The sequence below is a fragment of the Kitasatospora sp. NPDC058170 genome (assembly GCF_042883905.1).
Taxonomy (GTDB): Bacteria; Actinomycetota; Actinomycetes; order Streptomycetales; family Streptomycetaceae; genus Kitasatospora.
Window position 1 is genome coordinate 46,459 of record NZ_JBHVUV010000028.1, and the last position, 13,923, is coordinate 60,381.

10 protein-coding genes are annotated in these 13,923 nt (G+C 71.8%); 3 read left to right on the forward strand and 7 right to left on the reverse strand.

Going from position 1 to position 13,923, the window contains the following annotated elements; translation table 11 throughout:
- Positions 1-46: 46 nt before the first annotated feature.
- Positions 47-715, reverse strand: coding sequence for a DedA family protein (locus ACFVVX_RS28605; RefSeq protein ID WP_387949660.1), 669 nt, complete (start codon positions 713-715; stop codon positions 47-49).
- A 598-nt stretch (positions 716-1,313) separates the two neighbouring features.
- Here ACFVVX_RS28605 and ACFVVX_RS28610 point away from each other — a divergent pair.
- On the forward strand, positions 1,314-2,687 hold the full coding sequence (locus ACFVVX_RS28610; protein WP_387949662.1) for an MFS transporter: 1,374 nt from the start codon (positions 1,314-1,316) through the stop codon (positions 2,685-2,687).
- A gap of 124 nt (positions 2,688-2,811) precedes the next feature.
- On the opposite strand, the gene ACFVVX_RS28615 is transcribed toward ACFVVX_RS28610, so the two are convergent.
- Positions 2,812-3,807, reverse strand: a complete 996-nt coding sequence (locus tag ACFVVX_RS28615; RefSeq protein ID WP_387949664.1) for an alpha/beta hydrolase — start codon at positions 3,805-3,807, stop codon at positions 2,812-2,814.
- A gap of 37 nt (positions 3,808-3,844) precedes the next feature.
- Positions 3,845-4,912 carry an alcohol dehydrogenase catalytic domain-containing protein gene (locus ACFVVX_RS28620; RefSeq protein WP_387949666.1) on the reverse strand — a complete coding sequence of 356 codons (1,068 nt, stop codon included), beginning with the start codon at positions 4,910-4,912 and terminating at the stop codon, positions 3,845-3,847.
- Positions 4,913-5,058: 146 nt separating this feature from the next.
- Here ACFVVX_RS28620 and ACFVVX_RS28625 point away from each other — a divergent pair, with 146 nt between their 5' ends.
- Complete coding sequence (locus ACFVVX_RS28625; RefSeq protein WP_387949667.1) at positions 5,059-5,706, forward strand: CGNR zinc finger domain-containing protein; 648 nt, start codon at positions 5,059-5,061, stop codon at positions 5,704-5,706.
- A gap of 73 nt (positions 5,707-5,779) precedes the next feature.
- Here ACFVVX_RS28625 and ACFVVX_RS28630 read toward each other — a convergent pair whose 3' ends face one another.
- Entirely contained in the window at positions 5,780-7,192 is a 1,413-nt protein-coding gene (locus ACFVVX_RS28630) for a hypothetical protein (RefSeq protein ID WP_387949669.1), read from the reverse strand.
- Positions 7,193-7,668: 476 nt separating this feature from the next.
- Between ACFVVX_RS28630 and ACFVVX_RS28635 the strand changes: the two genes are divergently transcribed.
- On the forward strand, positions 7,669-8,958 hold the full coding sequence (locus ACFVVX_RS28635) for an MFS transporter (protein ID WP_387949671.1): 1,290 nt from the start codon (positions 7,669-7,671) through the stop codon (positions 8,956-8,958).
- 7 nt (positions 8,959-8,965) lie between these two features.
- Here the strand turns inward: ACFVVX_RS28635 and ACFVVX_RS28640 are convergent, their stop codons facing one another.
- The 3 genes from ACFVVX_RS28640 to ACFVVX_RS28650 all read right to left on the reverse strand — a co-directional run bounded on the left by ACFVVX_RS28640 (position 8,966) and on the right by ACFVVX_RS28650 (position 13,915).
- Positions 8,966-9,733, reverse strand: a complete 768-nt coding sequence (locus ACFVVX_RS28640; RefSeq protein ID WP_387949673.1) for a ricin-type beta-trefoil lectin domain protein — start codon at positions 9,731-9,733, stop codon at positions 8,966-8,968.
- Between the two features lie 377 nt (positions 9,734-10,110).
- A complete protein-coding gene (locus tag ACFVVX_RS28645; RefSeq protein WP_387949674.1) occupies positions 10,111-10,467 on the reverse strand; it encodes a hypothetical protein in 357 nt (118 codons plus the stop codon).
- 124 nt (positions 10,468-10,591) lie between these two features.
- Entirely contained in the window at positions 10,592-13,915 is a 3,324-nt protein-coding gene (locus ACFVVX_RS28650; RefSeq protein WP_387949676.1) for a tetratricopeptide repeat protein, read from the reverse strand.
- Between the last annotated feature and the right edge of the window lie 8 nt (positions 13,916-13,923).

A 13,923-nucleotide genomic window follows, 5' to 3' on the forward strand; every position in this document is an offset into this window, starting at 1 on the left:
GACCGACGGCAGGGCGTCGGTCGCGGGCCTGCGGCCTGCGGGATCGTCAGTCGGCGACGGGCGTGCTCACGGGGGCCGCCGACTCGGCCGCCGCGTCCTCGGCCTCGTGCGCGGCCCGGGCCTTCGCCGCGCGGCGCTTCATCAGCCACGCCGAGAACGCGCCGCCGAGCGCGGCCAGGATCAGGCCCACCCAGGAGAACTTCGACAGCCACTGCTCGGCGACCTTGCCGACCTGGTACACCAGCAGGGTCGTACCGCCGGCCCAGACCACGCCGCCGAGCACGTTGGCGATCAGGAACTTCCAGTACGGCATCTTCAGCGCGCCGGCCAGCGGCCCGGCGAAGATGCGCAGCAGCGCGATGAAGCGGCCGAAGAAGACCGCCCACATGCCCCACTTCTGGAACGAGCGCTCGGCGCTCGACAGGTGGTCCGGCCCGAAGTGCCTGGGGAACTTCCGTCCGAGCTTCTCGAACAGCGGCTTGCCGCCCTTGCGCCCGATCGAGTAGCCGATCGAGTCGCCGATGATCGCGCCCAGGATCGCGCAGATCGCCACCCACCAGGGGCTGACCACGCCGCGCGCGGACAGCAGCGCGGCCGACACCAGGGCGATCTCACCGGGCAGCGGGATGCCCAGGGACTCCAGCCCGATGATCAGCGCGACCAGGGCGTACACCGCGCCCGGTGGGACGCTCTCGATCCAGGCGTCGATGTGCAAGGCCAGTACCTCCGTGACAGGACGAGACCCCGCTGTGGGAAGAGCCGGCCCCGGCCGGCGGTCTCGACGTTTCTCCGAATGGCGGCGCACCAGGCCGCTCCCCGAAAGTGCAGCCTAACGTGCCGGGCGGCCTGTCCCCCCGGCCGATCACCCTCGACTACGACGTACGGGGCATCCGCTTGGTTCCCTGGTGGGACCGGCTTCGCCGGTCCGATCCGGCGGGCACGGGCCACCCCGGTCCCATCCCGCGGGGACGGGCCGCACTCGCGCCGGGGCGGCCGACACGCCCGCGGGGGCCCGGCGGAGGTGAGAAGGCTCACCCACGGCGCCCGACCGGCCGGGCGGACCGCGCCCGGGCCCGGCAGGACTGGGCGGACGCCGTTCCGGCAGGGTCGCAGGGCCCGTCCGGTTCGGGACCAAGGCCACCGATTCCACGGACCTTCGGCCGGTCGGGGAACCGCCCGGCCCGGGCAACCGTGAACGGTCGCCCGGTTGGTCCGGGCGCAGGGGCCGCCCGCCGGGCGGCCCCGACTTCTGCCGTCTACCCGGCGCACGCCGTGCGGGAGCACCGCCGTGCGCTCCGGAGGACCCGAATCCCATGTCCCGAACGATCGACAACGCCCCGTATACCGCCTTCCACCGGAGGCTGGCGCTCGCCTGCTCCGGTGGGCCGCTGCTCGACGGCTACATCCTGAGCATCGTCGGCGTGGCCCTGATCGGGATGCGTCCCGAGCTCGGCCTCTCCACCTCCGAGGTCAGCCTGATCGGTGCCGCCGCGCTGCTCGGCATGTTCGTCGGGGGCGCGCTCTTCGGCGTGCTGACCGACCGGATCGGCCGGGAGGTGATGTACACCGCCGACCTGCTGGTGATGGTCGTCTGCTCGGTGCTCTCGTTCTGGGTCGACACGGTGTGGGCGATCGCGCTGCTGCGCTTCGTGCTCGGCCTGGCGGTGGCCGCCGACTACCCGATCGCGACCTCGCTGCTCGCCGAGTGGCTGCCGGCCCGCCACCGCGGCCGCCTGCTCGGCCAGCAGATCATCGCCTGGTACGCCGGATCCGTCCTCGCCTATGTGACGGGCTACCTGTTCCTGCGGTTCGGCGGCACGGGCAGCTGGCGCTGGATGCTGGCCAGCTCCACCGTGCTGTGCGTGGTGTTCCTGGTGATCCGCCGCGGCTCGCCGGAGTCCCCGCGCTGGCTCGCCGCCCACGGGCGGGTCGGCGACGCCGTGCGCGTGGTCGAGAAGCACCTCGGGGTCCGGGTGGACGGCCGCGAGCTGATGCCCGATCCGGCCGAGGCCGGCGAGCGCAGCGGTCTGCGGCTGCTGATGACCCCGCCCTACCGCCGTCGCACGCTGTTCTGCGGCCTCTTCTTCCTCTGCCAGGTCGGACCGCTCTTCGCGATGCTGACCTTCGGTCCGCAGATCCTCTCCTCCTTCGGCATGCCCGGCGGCACCGTGCTCGACACGCTCGGCACGGGGCTGGTGAGCCTGGTGTTCCTGCTGGGCTGCTTCCCGGCCCTGCGGCTGATCGACACCTGGGGCCGGCGTCCGGTGATCATCTGGTCGTTCGCCCTGATGATCGTCCCGCTCGCGCTGCTGGGCGTCTGGCCCGCGGCCCCGGCCGCCGTCGCCGTCATCGCGCTGTGCGCGTACGCGTTCCTGTGCGGCGGGCCCAACGTCCTCGACTGGACCTACCCGAACGAGCTCTTCCCGACCGAGATCCGCGCGACCGCGGTCGGCGTCGCCACCTCGGTCAGCCGCATCGGCGCGGCCGTCGGCACCTATCTGCTGCCCCTGTCGCTGACCGGGCTCGGTACCGGCCCGACCATGCTCATCGCGGCCGGCACCACGGCCGTCGGGCTGCTGGTCTGCGTGCTGTGGGCCGAGGAGACCCGCGGGACGGCGCTGGGAGCCGCGTCGACCGGCACCCTGTCGGCCGTCCCCGCCCAGCGCGCACCGCAGCCGGCGCGCTGACGCCCGACCGCCCGTTGGGGGGCGTGTGACGGCACGGGGGGCGCGGCCACGGTGGCCGCGCCCCCCGTGTTGTCACACCCCCGGGGGCCGCCGCCCACCCGCCGAGGCCCGCGGCGGCGCGGTGTCAGGCTGCGGACGAGGGGCCGGACGAGGGGGCGTGGAACTGGCGGGTGAGGTAGTTGGACCAGGTCTGGTGGAGCGTGGTGGCGAGCCGGGAGTGGGGGGCGATGAGGTCGAAGGCGTGGTAGGCGCCGGGGTAGAGGTGGAGTTCGACCGGGACGCCGCGGGCCCGCAGGCGGGTGGCGTAGTCGAGGTTCTCGTCGCGGAAGCAGTCGAGGTCGCCGACGGTGATGAGGGTGGGCGGCAGGGCGCCGAGGTCGGTGGCGCGGGCCGGGGCGGAATAGGGGCAGACGTCGTCGGTGCCGGCGCGGTCGCCCAGGATCGCCTGCCAGGCGAGGAGGTTGGTCGAGCGGTCCCAGATGCCGATGTCGGTGATCTCGTGGCTCGACGCGGTGCGGTTGCGGTCGTCGAGCATGGGATAGGTGAGGGACTGGAACAGCGGTGTCACGCCGCCGCGGTCGCGGATCAGCAGGGTCGTGGCCGCCGCGACGCCTCCGCCGCCGCTCTGTCCCGCGATGCCGATGCGGGTGCCGTCCAGGTCCAGGGCATCCGCCTCGCGGCCGAGCCACTGGTAGGCGGTGAAGCCGTCCTCGGCGGCGCCGGGGGCGGGTGTCTCGGGGGCGAGCCGGTAGTCGACCACGGCGACGGCGCAGCCGAGGCTCGCGGCCAGCCGGGTGAGCCACGGGTCGTCCTGGGCGGCGAAGCCGAGTACCTGGCCGCCGCCGTGGAACCAGACCAGGACCGGCAGGGGTCCGGGCGCCTCGGTGGGGCGCAGCAGGCGGATCGGTACGTCGGGGCCGTCCGTCCGGCTCGCGAGGTGCGTCTCGACGGTGACCGACGGGTCGCCGGGCTCGGCTTCGGCGGCGGCCTCGGCCTGGGCGCGGAACGCCGCGCGGGTCGCGGGGAGGTCGGTCAGGTCGAACGCGCCGTTGGGGGTCATGGGGACGGCGTCGAGGGCCAGGCTCAGTTCCTGGTCCATCAGTTGACGGGATGCGGGCATGGTCGTTCCTGCTTTCGGGCGGGGAGGGGGAGGCGGTTCAGGGGCGGAACGAGTCGATGACGACCACGCCGGTGGGTCCGTACGTCTCCAGGGACTCCAGGACCTCGCTCGCCTCGTGGAGGCCGACGGTGCGCGAGACGATGCGGCCGGGGGCGAGGCGGCCGGCGGCGATCATGTTCAGCATCGTGCCGAAGCGCTGGCCCTGCATGCCGAAGGCGCTCAGGAACTCCAGTTCCTTGACCATCATGACGTCGACCGGCAGCGCGACGTCCCCCTGTTCCGCGGAGGTGGTGTGCCCGAGCTGGAGGTGGCGGCCGCGGGTGCGCAGGGAGAGGACGGAGTTGCGGCAGGCGGCGGCGATGCCCACGGCGTCGACCGACACGTGCGCACCGCCGCCGGTGAGGGTCTTCACCGCTTCGGTGGGGTCGTCGGTCGCCGCGTTGACGGTGTGGACGGCACCGAGCGCGCGGGCGGCGTCCAGCTTGTCGTCCGTGATGTCGATCGCGATGACGTTGGCGCCCGTCGCCGCGGCGATCTCGACCGTCGACAGCCCCATGCCGCCCCCGGCGCCGTACACCGCGACCCATTCGCCGCCGCGGACCTTCGCCTGGTCGACGACGCCGTGGAAGGCGGTCATGTAGCGGCAGGCCAGCGCGGCGACGTCCACGAAGCCGACGCCCTCCGGTACTTCGACCAGGTTGACGTCGGCGAAGCGGACCATGACGTACTCGGCGAAGGCGCCCCAGTAGGAGACCCCGGGCACCAGCGAGTCCACGTGCTCGCAGACGTGCTGGTTGCCGCTGCGGCACATCTCGCAGTCGCCCTCGCCGGGGTTCATCGGGAAGATGACGCGGTCGCCCTCCTTCCACCCCCGTACCTCGCGGCCGACCTCCACGACGGTGCCGGCGAACTCGTGGCCGAGGACGAACGGGGCCTCGACGCGCGGGCCGCCCGTCCAGAACTCCCCCGCCCACAGGGCCCAGTCGGTCCGGCAGATCCCGTTCGCCCCGACCCGCAGGATCGCGCCGTCCGGCGGGCAGACGGGGTCGGGCACGTCGCGGATGACGAGCGGCTTGTGGAGTTCCTCGATGACTGCGGCGCGCATGGTGCGGCCTCCTCGTGGTGCGGGGGTGACGGGATCGGGGGTGTGGCGGGACCGGGCGGCGACCGCCCGAAGTCCACCGGTTCAAGCGGTGGACTTGGAAGCTAGCCGCTTGTTCGGAATCGTGTCAACCGCATAAAGTGGTGGACATGGACGACAGTGGTGACAGTGGCGACAGGAACGGCACGGATGCCAGGGACGGCGGTCGCGAGGGGCGCCAGCGCGCCAAGGCCGACTTCCGCTTCGACGACGCGCGGTTGTGCTTCGCCTTCGCCGGCACCCTGGCCGACCGCGGCGCGGACGCGCCCTTCGAACGGCTGGCCCGGCCGGAGGACTTGAGCCGCTGGGCCGTCGAAAGCGGCTGCACGACAGCGGCGCCGCCCTGCACCGAGGCCGACCTCGGCCGCGCCCGGCAGCTGCGCGAGGCGATCCAGCGGACCGGGCGCGCCCTGGCGGACGCCGCGCCGCCCTCGTTCGAGGACATCGTGCTCGTCAACCTCGCCGCCGCCGAGCCCCCCTCGACGCCCGAGCTCGCCCCCGGCGCGACCACCGTGCGCTGGCGCGGCGACACGGTCGGGGCGGCGCTCTCGATGGTCGCCCGGGATCTGATCGCCCTCTGCGCGTCGGAGCACCGCACCCGTGTCCGCATCTGCGGGAATCCCGACTGCGGTGTCCCCTTCGTGGACACCTCCCGTGCGGGTGCCCGCCGCTGGTGCTCAATGAAGACCTGCGGCGCCCTCGCCAAGAAGCGCGCCTACCGGGCGAGGCTGCAGACACCCGCCGACGGCGCCCGGTAGCGCGGGTCACCTCCCGGTCACCGCTCCTCGCTCCCCACTCGCCCGCCTTCGTGAAGCCGGACGGCAGGCACGGTCAGCAGGGGCCGCAGCCGCCGGGCGGCGGGCAGGGCGGGCAGGTGGGGGCGGCCACGACGCAGACGGTGACGGAGTCGGTGTTGTCGGCCGGGCGGAGGTCGGTCTCGGTCGCGTGCGCCGTGGCGGTGTTGGTGACCGGGCCCGTGACGGTGGCCTTGGCCTGGAGGGTGAGGGTGGCGTAGGCGCCCGCGGCCAGCGTTCCTACGTTCCACCGGCCGGTGGCGGGGTTGTAGGTGCCGGTGCCCGGCGCGGCGGAGACGAACGGCAGACCGGCCGGGAGGGTGTCGGTGACGGTCACGCCGGTCGCGGTGTTCGGTCCGGCGTTGTGGACGGTGACGCGGTAGGTGACGGTCTGGCCGACGGTGACGGTGGTGGCGTCGGCGGACTTGGTGACGCCGAGGTCGGCCGCGGGGAGGACCTGGGTGTCGACCTGGCCGGAGGTGGCGGTGAGGGGTTCGGGGGTGGCGCCGAGGCGGTTCTCGTAGGTGGCGGTGGCGGTGTTGGTGATGTGTCCGCCCGCGCTGGCCTCGTCGATGGTGACCCGGTACTCCACGGTCGTGCCGTTCGGGAGGGTGTCGGTGTTGGGCAGGCTGCCGCCCTGGGTGGCGGTGGCGTCGTTGCCGAGGTTGAACACCACCCGGTTGCCCACCGGGTCGAAGGAGGCCTGGTCGTCGCCCCGCTGGTCGGTTTTCGCGCCCCGGTTGGGGCCGCTGACGATGCGCAGGGACCCGGGCAGGTAGGTGGTGCCGACCGGGACGGTGTCGGTCAGGACGAGGGCCTCGGCGCTGCCGCCGCCCTCGTTCCTGGCCACGATGCGGTAGGTGAGGACGTCGCCCACCTGGAGGGGCCCGTCGGGGATGGCGTACTTGGTGAGGACGACGGTGGGGGCGGTGCCGAAGAAGATGCCGTCGAGGAAGTTGCCGACCGACTGGTTGCCGCCGGCGGCGGCGACGGAGCGGAAGGCGAACCGGGTGGTGGTCTGCCCGGCCGGGACGGTGTACGTCCCGGTGTAGAAGCCCCAGGCGGTGGTGCCGTCGGTGAACTGGCGCTGCTGGACGGTCGCGCCGGGCCTGCCGATGTCCAGGGCCAGGGTGTCCTGGCCGAGCCGCCCGCGGTGGTAGAGCCGCCAGTACAGGGTGGCTCCGGGGGCGGTGGGCAGGTCCTGGTAGAGGGTGGACACCTGGTTGGCGTTGAGTTCGGCGAACTGGGCGCCGTCGGCGGAGGGGACGCCGTTGAAGCCGTCGTGCCAGATCTCGATCAGGTGGTCGGTGGCGGTGCTGAGCCAGCCCGGGACGTGGTTCGGGCTCTGGGTCTGGGAGGCGTCGGGAAGGAACGCGTTGCCGCCGGCGATGGGGGGCTGCTCGAAGCTGCCGTTCACCAGGGCGATGCGGGACGGGACGGGAGTGGTCACGGTCTTTCCCTTCGTTCGATGCTGCGAGCCGGACGCCGGCCGGTCGGAGCCGGCCCAAGGAGCGGGCCCCAAGGAACCGGTCCCGAGGAGCCAGTCCCGCGAACCCGCACGGGCAGGCCGCCGGTGCACGGCGAGCGGCAGGGCCGGTCGGAGTGACCGGGAGCGAGGCCGTACCCGGATGCGGTGGTGGGGGGTGGAGGAAGGTGCCCGCGGCTTGGCGGCACGCACCGGCCTCCCGGAGCACGGGAGGCGGCGGCCGTGGGAGGCGTCCGATCTCAGCGTGCGCAATGGTTCCTGTACGCACGAGAGCGTGCGGCGGGGCTCCCGGAGCGCACGGGGGAGCGATCCGCACGGATCGCGCCCCAACCCTGCGCGGTCCGCGCGACGGCGGCGGCGCCGGAGGCCGGCGTAGCATCCACCCGCGCGCCCTTCCCCTGCCCAGGAGTTGACACTCCGACAACCGACCGGAGACCCGTATGCCTGTCGCCGCCCCCGACCGGGCCGACGCCGCCCGGACCGCCCCGGACCGCCGGCCGCTGGGCGCCCTGCTGACCGCGAACCTGGTCTCGATCACCGGCAACGCCTTCGCCGGCATCGGTGTGCCGTGGTTCGTCCTGCAGACCACCGGCAGCGCCTCCAGGGCGGGTCTGGTGGCCGCCTGCGGAATGCTTCCGCTGGCGGTCTCCGCGCTCACCGGCGGCCCGGTGATCGACAGGATCGGCCGGCTGCGCGCGGCGGTCCTATCGGACCTGGTGTGCGGGACGGCCGTCGCGCTGATCCCGCTCCTCCACTGGGCGGGCGTCCTGCGGTTCTGGCAGCTGTGCCTGATCATGGCCGTCAACGGGCTGTTCCAGGCGCCCGGAGAGACCGCACGCCAGGTCCTCACCCCCGATCTCGCCGACCACGCGGGCGTTCCGCTCGCCCGCGCCATGAGCCTGTACACCGCCGCCTCCCGAGGCGCCCGGCTGCTCGGCGCCTCGGCCGCCGGCGTACTGATCGCGCTCTTCGGGGCAGGGCCAGTCCTCCTGCTGGACACGGTGTCCTTCGGACTCTCGGCCCTGCTGATCGCCCTCGGCGTCCGGCGCGTCCCCGCCGCCGCCCCCCGACGCGGCGCGCACCCGACAGGCCCGCGGGCGTACCTCGCCGAACTGCGCGAAGGCCTGGCCTTCCTGCTGCGCCAACGGCTGCTGCTCGCCGTCACCGCGGTGCTGATGGTCACCAACGGCCTCGACCAGGCCTGGAGCGCCGTCCTGCTGCCCGTGCACGCCGAGCGCGACCTCGGCGGACCGGTCGACCTCGGCCTGCTTGCGGGCCTCTTCGCCGCCGGCGCGCTCGCGGGCGCGTTGCTGCACGCGACGCTGGCCGACCGGCTCCCCCGCCGACCGCTCTACATCTGCTGCCTGCTCGTCAGCGGCTGCCCGCGCATGCTGGTCGCGGCGTTCGCGCCCGGCCTGCTGCCCCTGGGGGCGACGCTGGCGCTGGCCGGCCTCGCCGCCGGGATCTGCAACCCGATCGTCTCGACCGTGCTGTACGAGCTCGTGCCCGACGCCCTGCGCAGCCGGGTGACCGGTGTCCTGGCCGCGGGTGTCCTGATGGCGACGCCGCTCGGCGGCATCGCATCCGGCTACCTGGTGGACCGGGCCGGGCTGACCACAGCCCTGGCACTCCTCGGCGGGGCCTACCTCCTGATCACGCTCTGCCCGCTGGTCCTCCCGGCCTGGCGCCGAATGGACGGACCGGGCACCCCCGGGGCGGTCAGGAGCTAGTGCCGCGTCAGACGGGCAGGTGCCAGACCTGGTTGGCGGCGCCGTTGCAGTCCCAGATGAGGATCTGGTTGCCGTTGGTGGTGGAGTACGCGAAGTCGTCCAGGCAGCGGCCGGACATCGGGTTGTACAGCGAGCCGTCGGGCCGGGGCTGCCACTGCTGGGCGCCGCCACCGTTGCAGTCGTAGAGCTGCACCGGGGTGCCGATGGCGGTGTTGCCGCCCTTGACGTCCAGGCACTTGCCGAGCGCGCGGACGGTGCCGTCGACGGCGATCTTCCACGTCTGGGCGGTGTTGCCGAGGCAGTCCCAGATCTGCACGGGGGTGCCGTTGGTGGTGTTGCCGTCCTTCACGCCGACGCACTTGTTCCCGTAGCCGGTGATCTGGCCGACCGGGCCGGCCGGGACCGCAGGGCCGAACGAGATGCCGATCCAGAACAGCCCCGACATGCCGCACGTCGCGACGGCGCTGGTGTTGCCGACGGCCGCGCCACTGTTCCACGCCGCCGAGAAGTGCGGAAACCCGGAGTCGTCGTAGTCCACACAGGTAGCCGAGAGGATCCAGGTCTGCATCGGGTCGATGCCCGAGCAGGTTCCGACGAAGGTCAGGCCGTTGGCGGTGATGGAACACTTGTCGGCCGGACCGGCGGCCTGCACGACAGGCGCGGCCTGGGCGCCGCCGGTCGATGCGGACGACGCGGCGCCGGCGGTGGACGGCGCGGTGAGCGCGGCGGCTGCCGCAAGCAGGGCGGTGGCGAACAGGGCGGCGGTACGACGCATCGGAAGGTCCTTCGTGAGACGGGGAACCGGGCAACCCGCCTGCCAGAAACCGTGATGACGGTGCGACAGTTGTGTGGGCCGCGTGAAAGCCTGGGGGGATGTGTGGCCACGGTCAACCACGCGGGGCGACGATCACGCCAACGGTCCGTCCACGGACGGGGGGTGGTACAAACAGACGGGCGAAAAGACAGCAGGCCGGGGCTTCGGACGATCCGTCCGGAAAGCACCCGACCCGTCGGACGCCGGTGGTGCCGGTCGCTCGGTCGGCCTTGCGGCGCGGATTGCCGAACCGGATTGCCGAACCGGTCACCCCTTTAGGCGCGGACGTCCGTCTTCGCCTGCGGAGAGACTCCGAGCGCGGCCCGTCATCCCACCGGCTACGACCCCTCGGGCCGCTGGGCGAACTCCAGGACGGTGACGGAGGGCCGGCGGGTGGCCAGCGGCGGGACGGTGAGGGCGAGTGGCAGCAGGGCGCCGACCAGCCCGCGTCCTCCGGTCGGCCGGACGTCCCGCACCGCGGCCACCGCCGGGCCGGCGGTGCGGAGCTTGTCCCGCTCGTCCGCGTCCATCGCCCAGGGCATCGGCGGCGCCTGGTAGCCGTGGGTGCGCATCCTGCCGCTCCGGGTCAGCCGGCCGAACCAGTGCGGCACGGCGTCCAGCACCAGCGAGCCCCCCGGGAAGCGCTCGGCACAGCCCGCGATCAGGGCCCGCACCCTGGCCGGCGGAAGGTACATCAACAGGCCCCAGGGGCGGCAGACATCTGCCGGGATGACAGGAGCTGCGGAAGCGGATCGTGAACGTGGTGGGGAGTTCCTTCGCGGGCGCTGCGCCACCGACGGGAGATGATGTGAGCGGGGCTCAGCCGTCCGGAGACTCGAAGCGATTGACGTCTGCGATGTCACCGATGAAAGAGCCCGGGGTGTCCTGCTCCAACCGCTGGTAGAGGCTGAGCGCCGCGTCACGGGCCTCCCTGAACTCCCTCGAGCGGCCCAGAGCGAGCAATGTCTTGGCGTGTCTGGCGTAGGCGGCCGCGCATTCCTCGGAGAGCTCCTCGCGAAGTTCCTCAGGCAGCCCTGCCAGGATGGCCACCGCTTCGGCTGCCGAGTGTTCAGCATCTTCGTTGCGCTTCATGTGGGAGAGGAACTGGCCCTGGTTGCACAGAGCGCTTAGCAGGCCGCTCACGTCGGACGGGTCCTCGTGGAGCACCGCCCGAAAGACCTGGGCGGCCTTGTTGTTCACCCTGTAGGCCACCTGCCCGCACGACGCGGCGGTCAGCGCCAGCGACTGCACCAGGAAGGACCCGCCGAGCAAGGGCAGGTAGTCGCGACCGTGAGCGGTTACCAGCTCACGGGCCAGACCGACTGCCTCGTCCGCGATCGCCACGGCATCAGCCGTCGCACCCATCTCAGCATTCAGCTTCGCCAGCTCGTGCATGGTCAGCACGTAATCCACCTGCTGGATCGTTGGGTTGGATCGGGCCAGGCGACGCTTGATCGATGCAACCTCCGCGAGGGCTTCTCGTGCGCCGCTTAGATCCCCGAGACGCTGTAGAACACGTGCCTTGTTACTCAGAGTGGACGCCAGTTCGTCGAGATAGGCGTCAGGGTGGTCCTGGGCCACAGCCCTGCGGAGGTGCAGCGACTCCTGGGCCGCCTCCAGTGCCTCGGTGAGATTGCCCGCCTGGTAGTGGCGGAGTGTGAGCGTGTTGAGCGACCGGGCAAGGTCCGGTTGTACCAACGGGTCGCGGGTGACCAGTTCGCGCCGCATGCCAACCGAAGCGCGAGCCGCCTCCAGCGCTTCGTCGAGGTCGCCCGCGTCAGCGAGATTGTGGGAGAGGTTGTTCAGTACCCCTGCCAGGAAAAACAGCCGATCAGCCGTGCTCTTCGGCTGCCAACTGATCACCATGGCAACGCTCTTCCTGCTCTCCCGTACGGCCTCTTCTACATGCCCCAGCCGTCCGAGCGCGGCACCACGCTGGTTCAACAGCAGTCCCTGAAGCAACGGCTGTGCGGTGGGCGCGGTGTCGAGGACGCCCAATGCAGACGTCACGACGTCGAGGGCCTCGTCGTAGCGGAGGGCAGCCATAAGCCTCAGGGCGAGGTTGTACTGGGAGGTCGCCCGCTGCACTTCGGGAGTCGCCGACGACTGCTCGTCGACGACCTCCGCAAGTAACTGCTGCATCCGAACGCTCCACGAGGCCAGCGCCTGGGTCAGCACAGGAATTTGCACTGCGAGTTCCTGCAACTGGTCCGGCGGCAGCAGCTCCTCCACAAGAATCCGGTCGAGCGTAGCGATCAGAATCGTTGGCTCCGCACTGCGGATTCCGGCAGCCACAAGACGGGACGCCAGCAGGGCCGGAAATGCACGCACAGCCGCTTGCAGGACTTTCTCCAGGGGCTCGGCCTCGACGTGCACGGCTGCCCTGCTCAGCACGAGGAGGGAGTTCACGCTCTCCTCCTCGTTGAGTACCTCCAGGAGCCGCAGGAAGATCTCGGGTTCGGCCGCCACCCGCGTGCCCACGAGGTACTCGCCCAGGGGGTCAGGTTCCAGGGGGCCCCACTGCCAGGGGCCCCCGTCGAAGTCCTCGGGGCGGGGGTAAAGATCGCTCAACCAGTCGGCCACGGCCCAGCGCACTGACTCCGGATGGTCGCCGATTCGCGGCACCCGACAAAGGATCTCGCGGGCGCGGCTACTCGAGACCGGCCCCACCAGCGTGGCAACAACGACGGCGTTGCGCAGCGCGGCGTCGCCGAGCCCGTCAAGCGGCGCCCGCCTCGAAGTCTCCCGCCAATAGGCGGCCTCGTGCAGCAACAGCGTCTCTTGGGCGTTCTTCACCTCAGAGGGGGCATACGGCGTGAGAATGCTCGCGAGGGCCGCCATGTGAATCTCAAGGACGGTCCGTGGCGGCCTGCCCGCAAAGACCCGGTGCGGAACAGACGCTCCGCCGCGCGGCGCGGCAACGGCCAACCCGAGCGCCGCCGCGCCGCGCGTCAGGTCGTCCACGGCCGCGTGAAACGCCTGGGCCTCGTCCACCCCAAGCGATGCAGTGTCCGGGATCGACCAGCGTCGGGCCCTGCCTGTCACGTCGACCGTCTCTGGTCGGCTGTCGGAGCGCACGTCGTCCCACCACTGGCCGACCGCACGAGCGATGAGGAGCACCTTGAACGGGGCAGTGTGCGGGCGGCTGCTCAGGTGGTCAAGCAGAACGCCAAGCTTGTCCACGCGGCTCTCCGCGTAGTCGATCACGAGCAGGACGGGCGCAGTCGCGCGGGCGAGCAGCCGATGCTGCTCCTGACTGCTCCGCCTGCTCAGATTCACGACGGCAAATCCCAGTGCAGCGAGCTGGTGGCCCAGTTCGCGAGCCACTCGGGTCTTCCCGGCGCCGCCGCAACCGGTGAGGAGCGCCACCGACAGATCGTTGCCCGAGGTACTCCAGGCCACCATCTCGTGAAGCAGTTCACGGCGTCCTGAGAACCGAACGGTCTCGGCCCTGGGGTGGAGCAGTGTGGCTACGGAACGAGGCACCAGAGGAACCACTGCTTCGACGCTGTCCGCGAGTTCGGCCGGTTCGAGGTGCACAGCCGTACCCGTGTGCTGGCCGATCAGCTCTCGGAATTCGTCGTCCGCGAGGAGCACATAACTGGGGACAGCTTCGAGCCTACTGTGCGGCCACCCCGGAAGGTCCGCAACTGCGACGCCCACGAGGGTGCCCAAGCACCAGACGGCTCCGCCGGACAGACCCGCCCAGGGCGACGCATGCGCAGACCCCAGTGGTGGACTCCCCTCCAGGGCTAGTACGTACCGGTCGATTTCGACGGCTTCCAGCGGATCCAGCGATCCCCGAAACGCCGCAGACCCGATGCGTCCCTCCCGGCCAGCCAGCGCTGTGAACCCGAGAACCGAGATGTCGGTCTGGTCCGACGCCACCAATCGTCCCCAGCGCACAGGGGCCAGATCGCACACCAGGTCCTCGTCAGCCAGCAGGAGAGCCGCGTCGTACGGGCTGTCCGAACGCGCCCAGATCACCTGGCTCCGTGTCGGCTTACCCCGGGGCGTCCGTACCGTTGCGTGTTTGTGGTTTCCCAGCACGTGCTGTGCCGTGAGGACAAGTCGCGGTGCAAGGACATAGCCAGACCCCTGCCCCGCCGCTTCCACGACCGCGAGCCGGCGTCTCTCCTCCACTGCGGATC

Excerpts from the sequence above, each read along its gene's own strand:
- ACFVVX_RS28610 (WP_387949662.1), top strand. The coding sequence starts at position 1,314 with ATGTCCCGAACGATCGACAACGCCCCGTATACCGCCTTCCACCGGAGG.
- ACFVVX_RS28615 (WP_387949664.1), bottom strand. The coding sequence starts at position 3,807 with ATGCCCGCATCCCGTCAACTGATGGACCAGGAACTGAGCCTGGCCCTC.
- ACFVVX_RS28620 (WP_387949666.1), bottom strand. The coding sequence starts at position 4,912 with ATGCGCGCCGCAGTCATCGAGGAACTCCACAAGCCGCTCGTCATCCGC.
- ACFVVX_RS28625 (WP_387949667.1), top strand. The coding sequence starts at position 5,059 with ATGGACGACAGTGGTGACAGTGGCGACAGGAACGGCACGGATGCCAGG.
- ACFVVX_RS28635 (WP_387949671.1), top strand. The coding sequence starts at position 7,669 with ATGCCTGTCGCCGCCCCCGACCGGGCCGACGCCGCCCGGACCGCCCCG.
- ACFVVX_RS28640 (WP_387949673.1), bottom strand. The coding sequence starts at position 9,733 with ATGCGTCGTACCGCCGCCCTGTTCGCCACCGCCCTGCTTGCGGCAGCC.
- ACFVVX_RS28645 (WP_387949674.1), bottom strand. The coding sequence starts at position 10,467 with ATGTACCTTCCGCCGGCCAGGGTGCGGGCCCTGATCGCGGGCTGTGCC.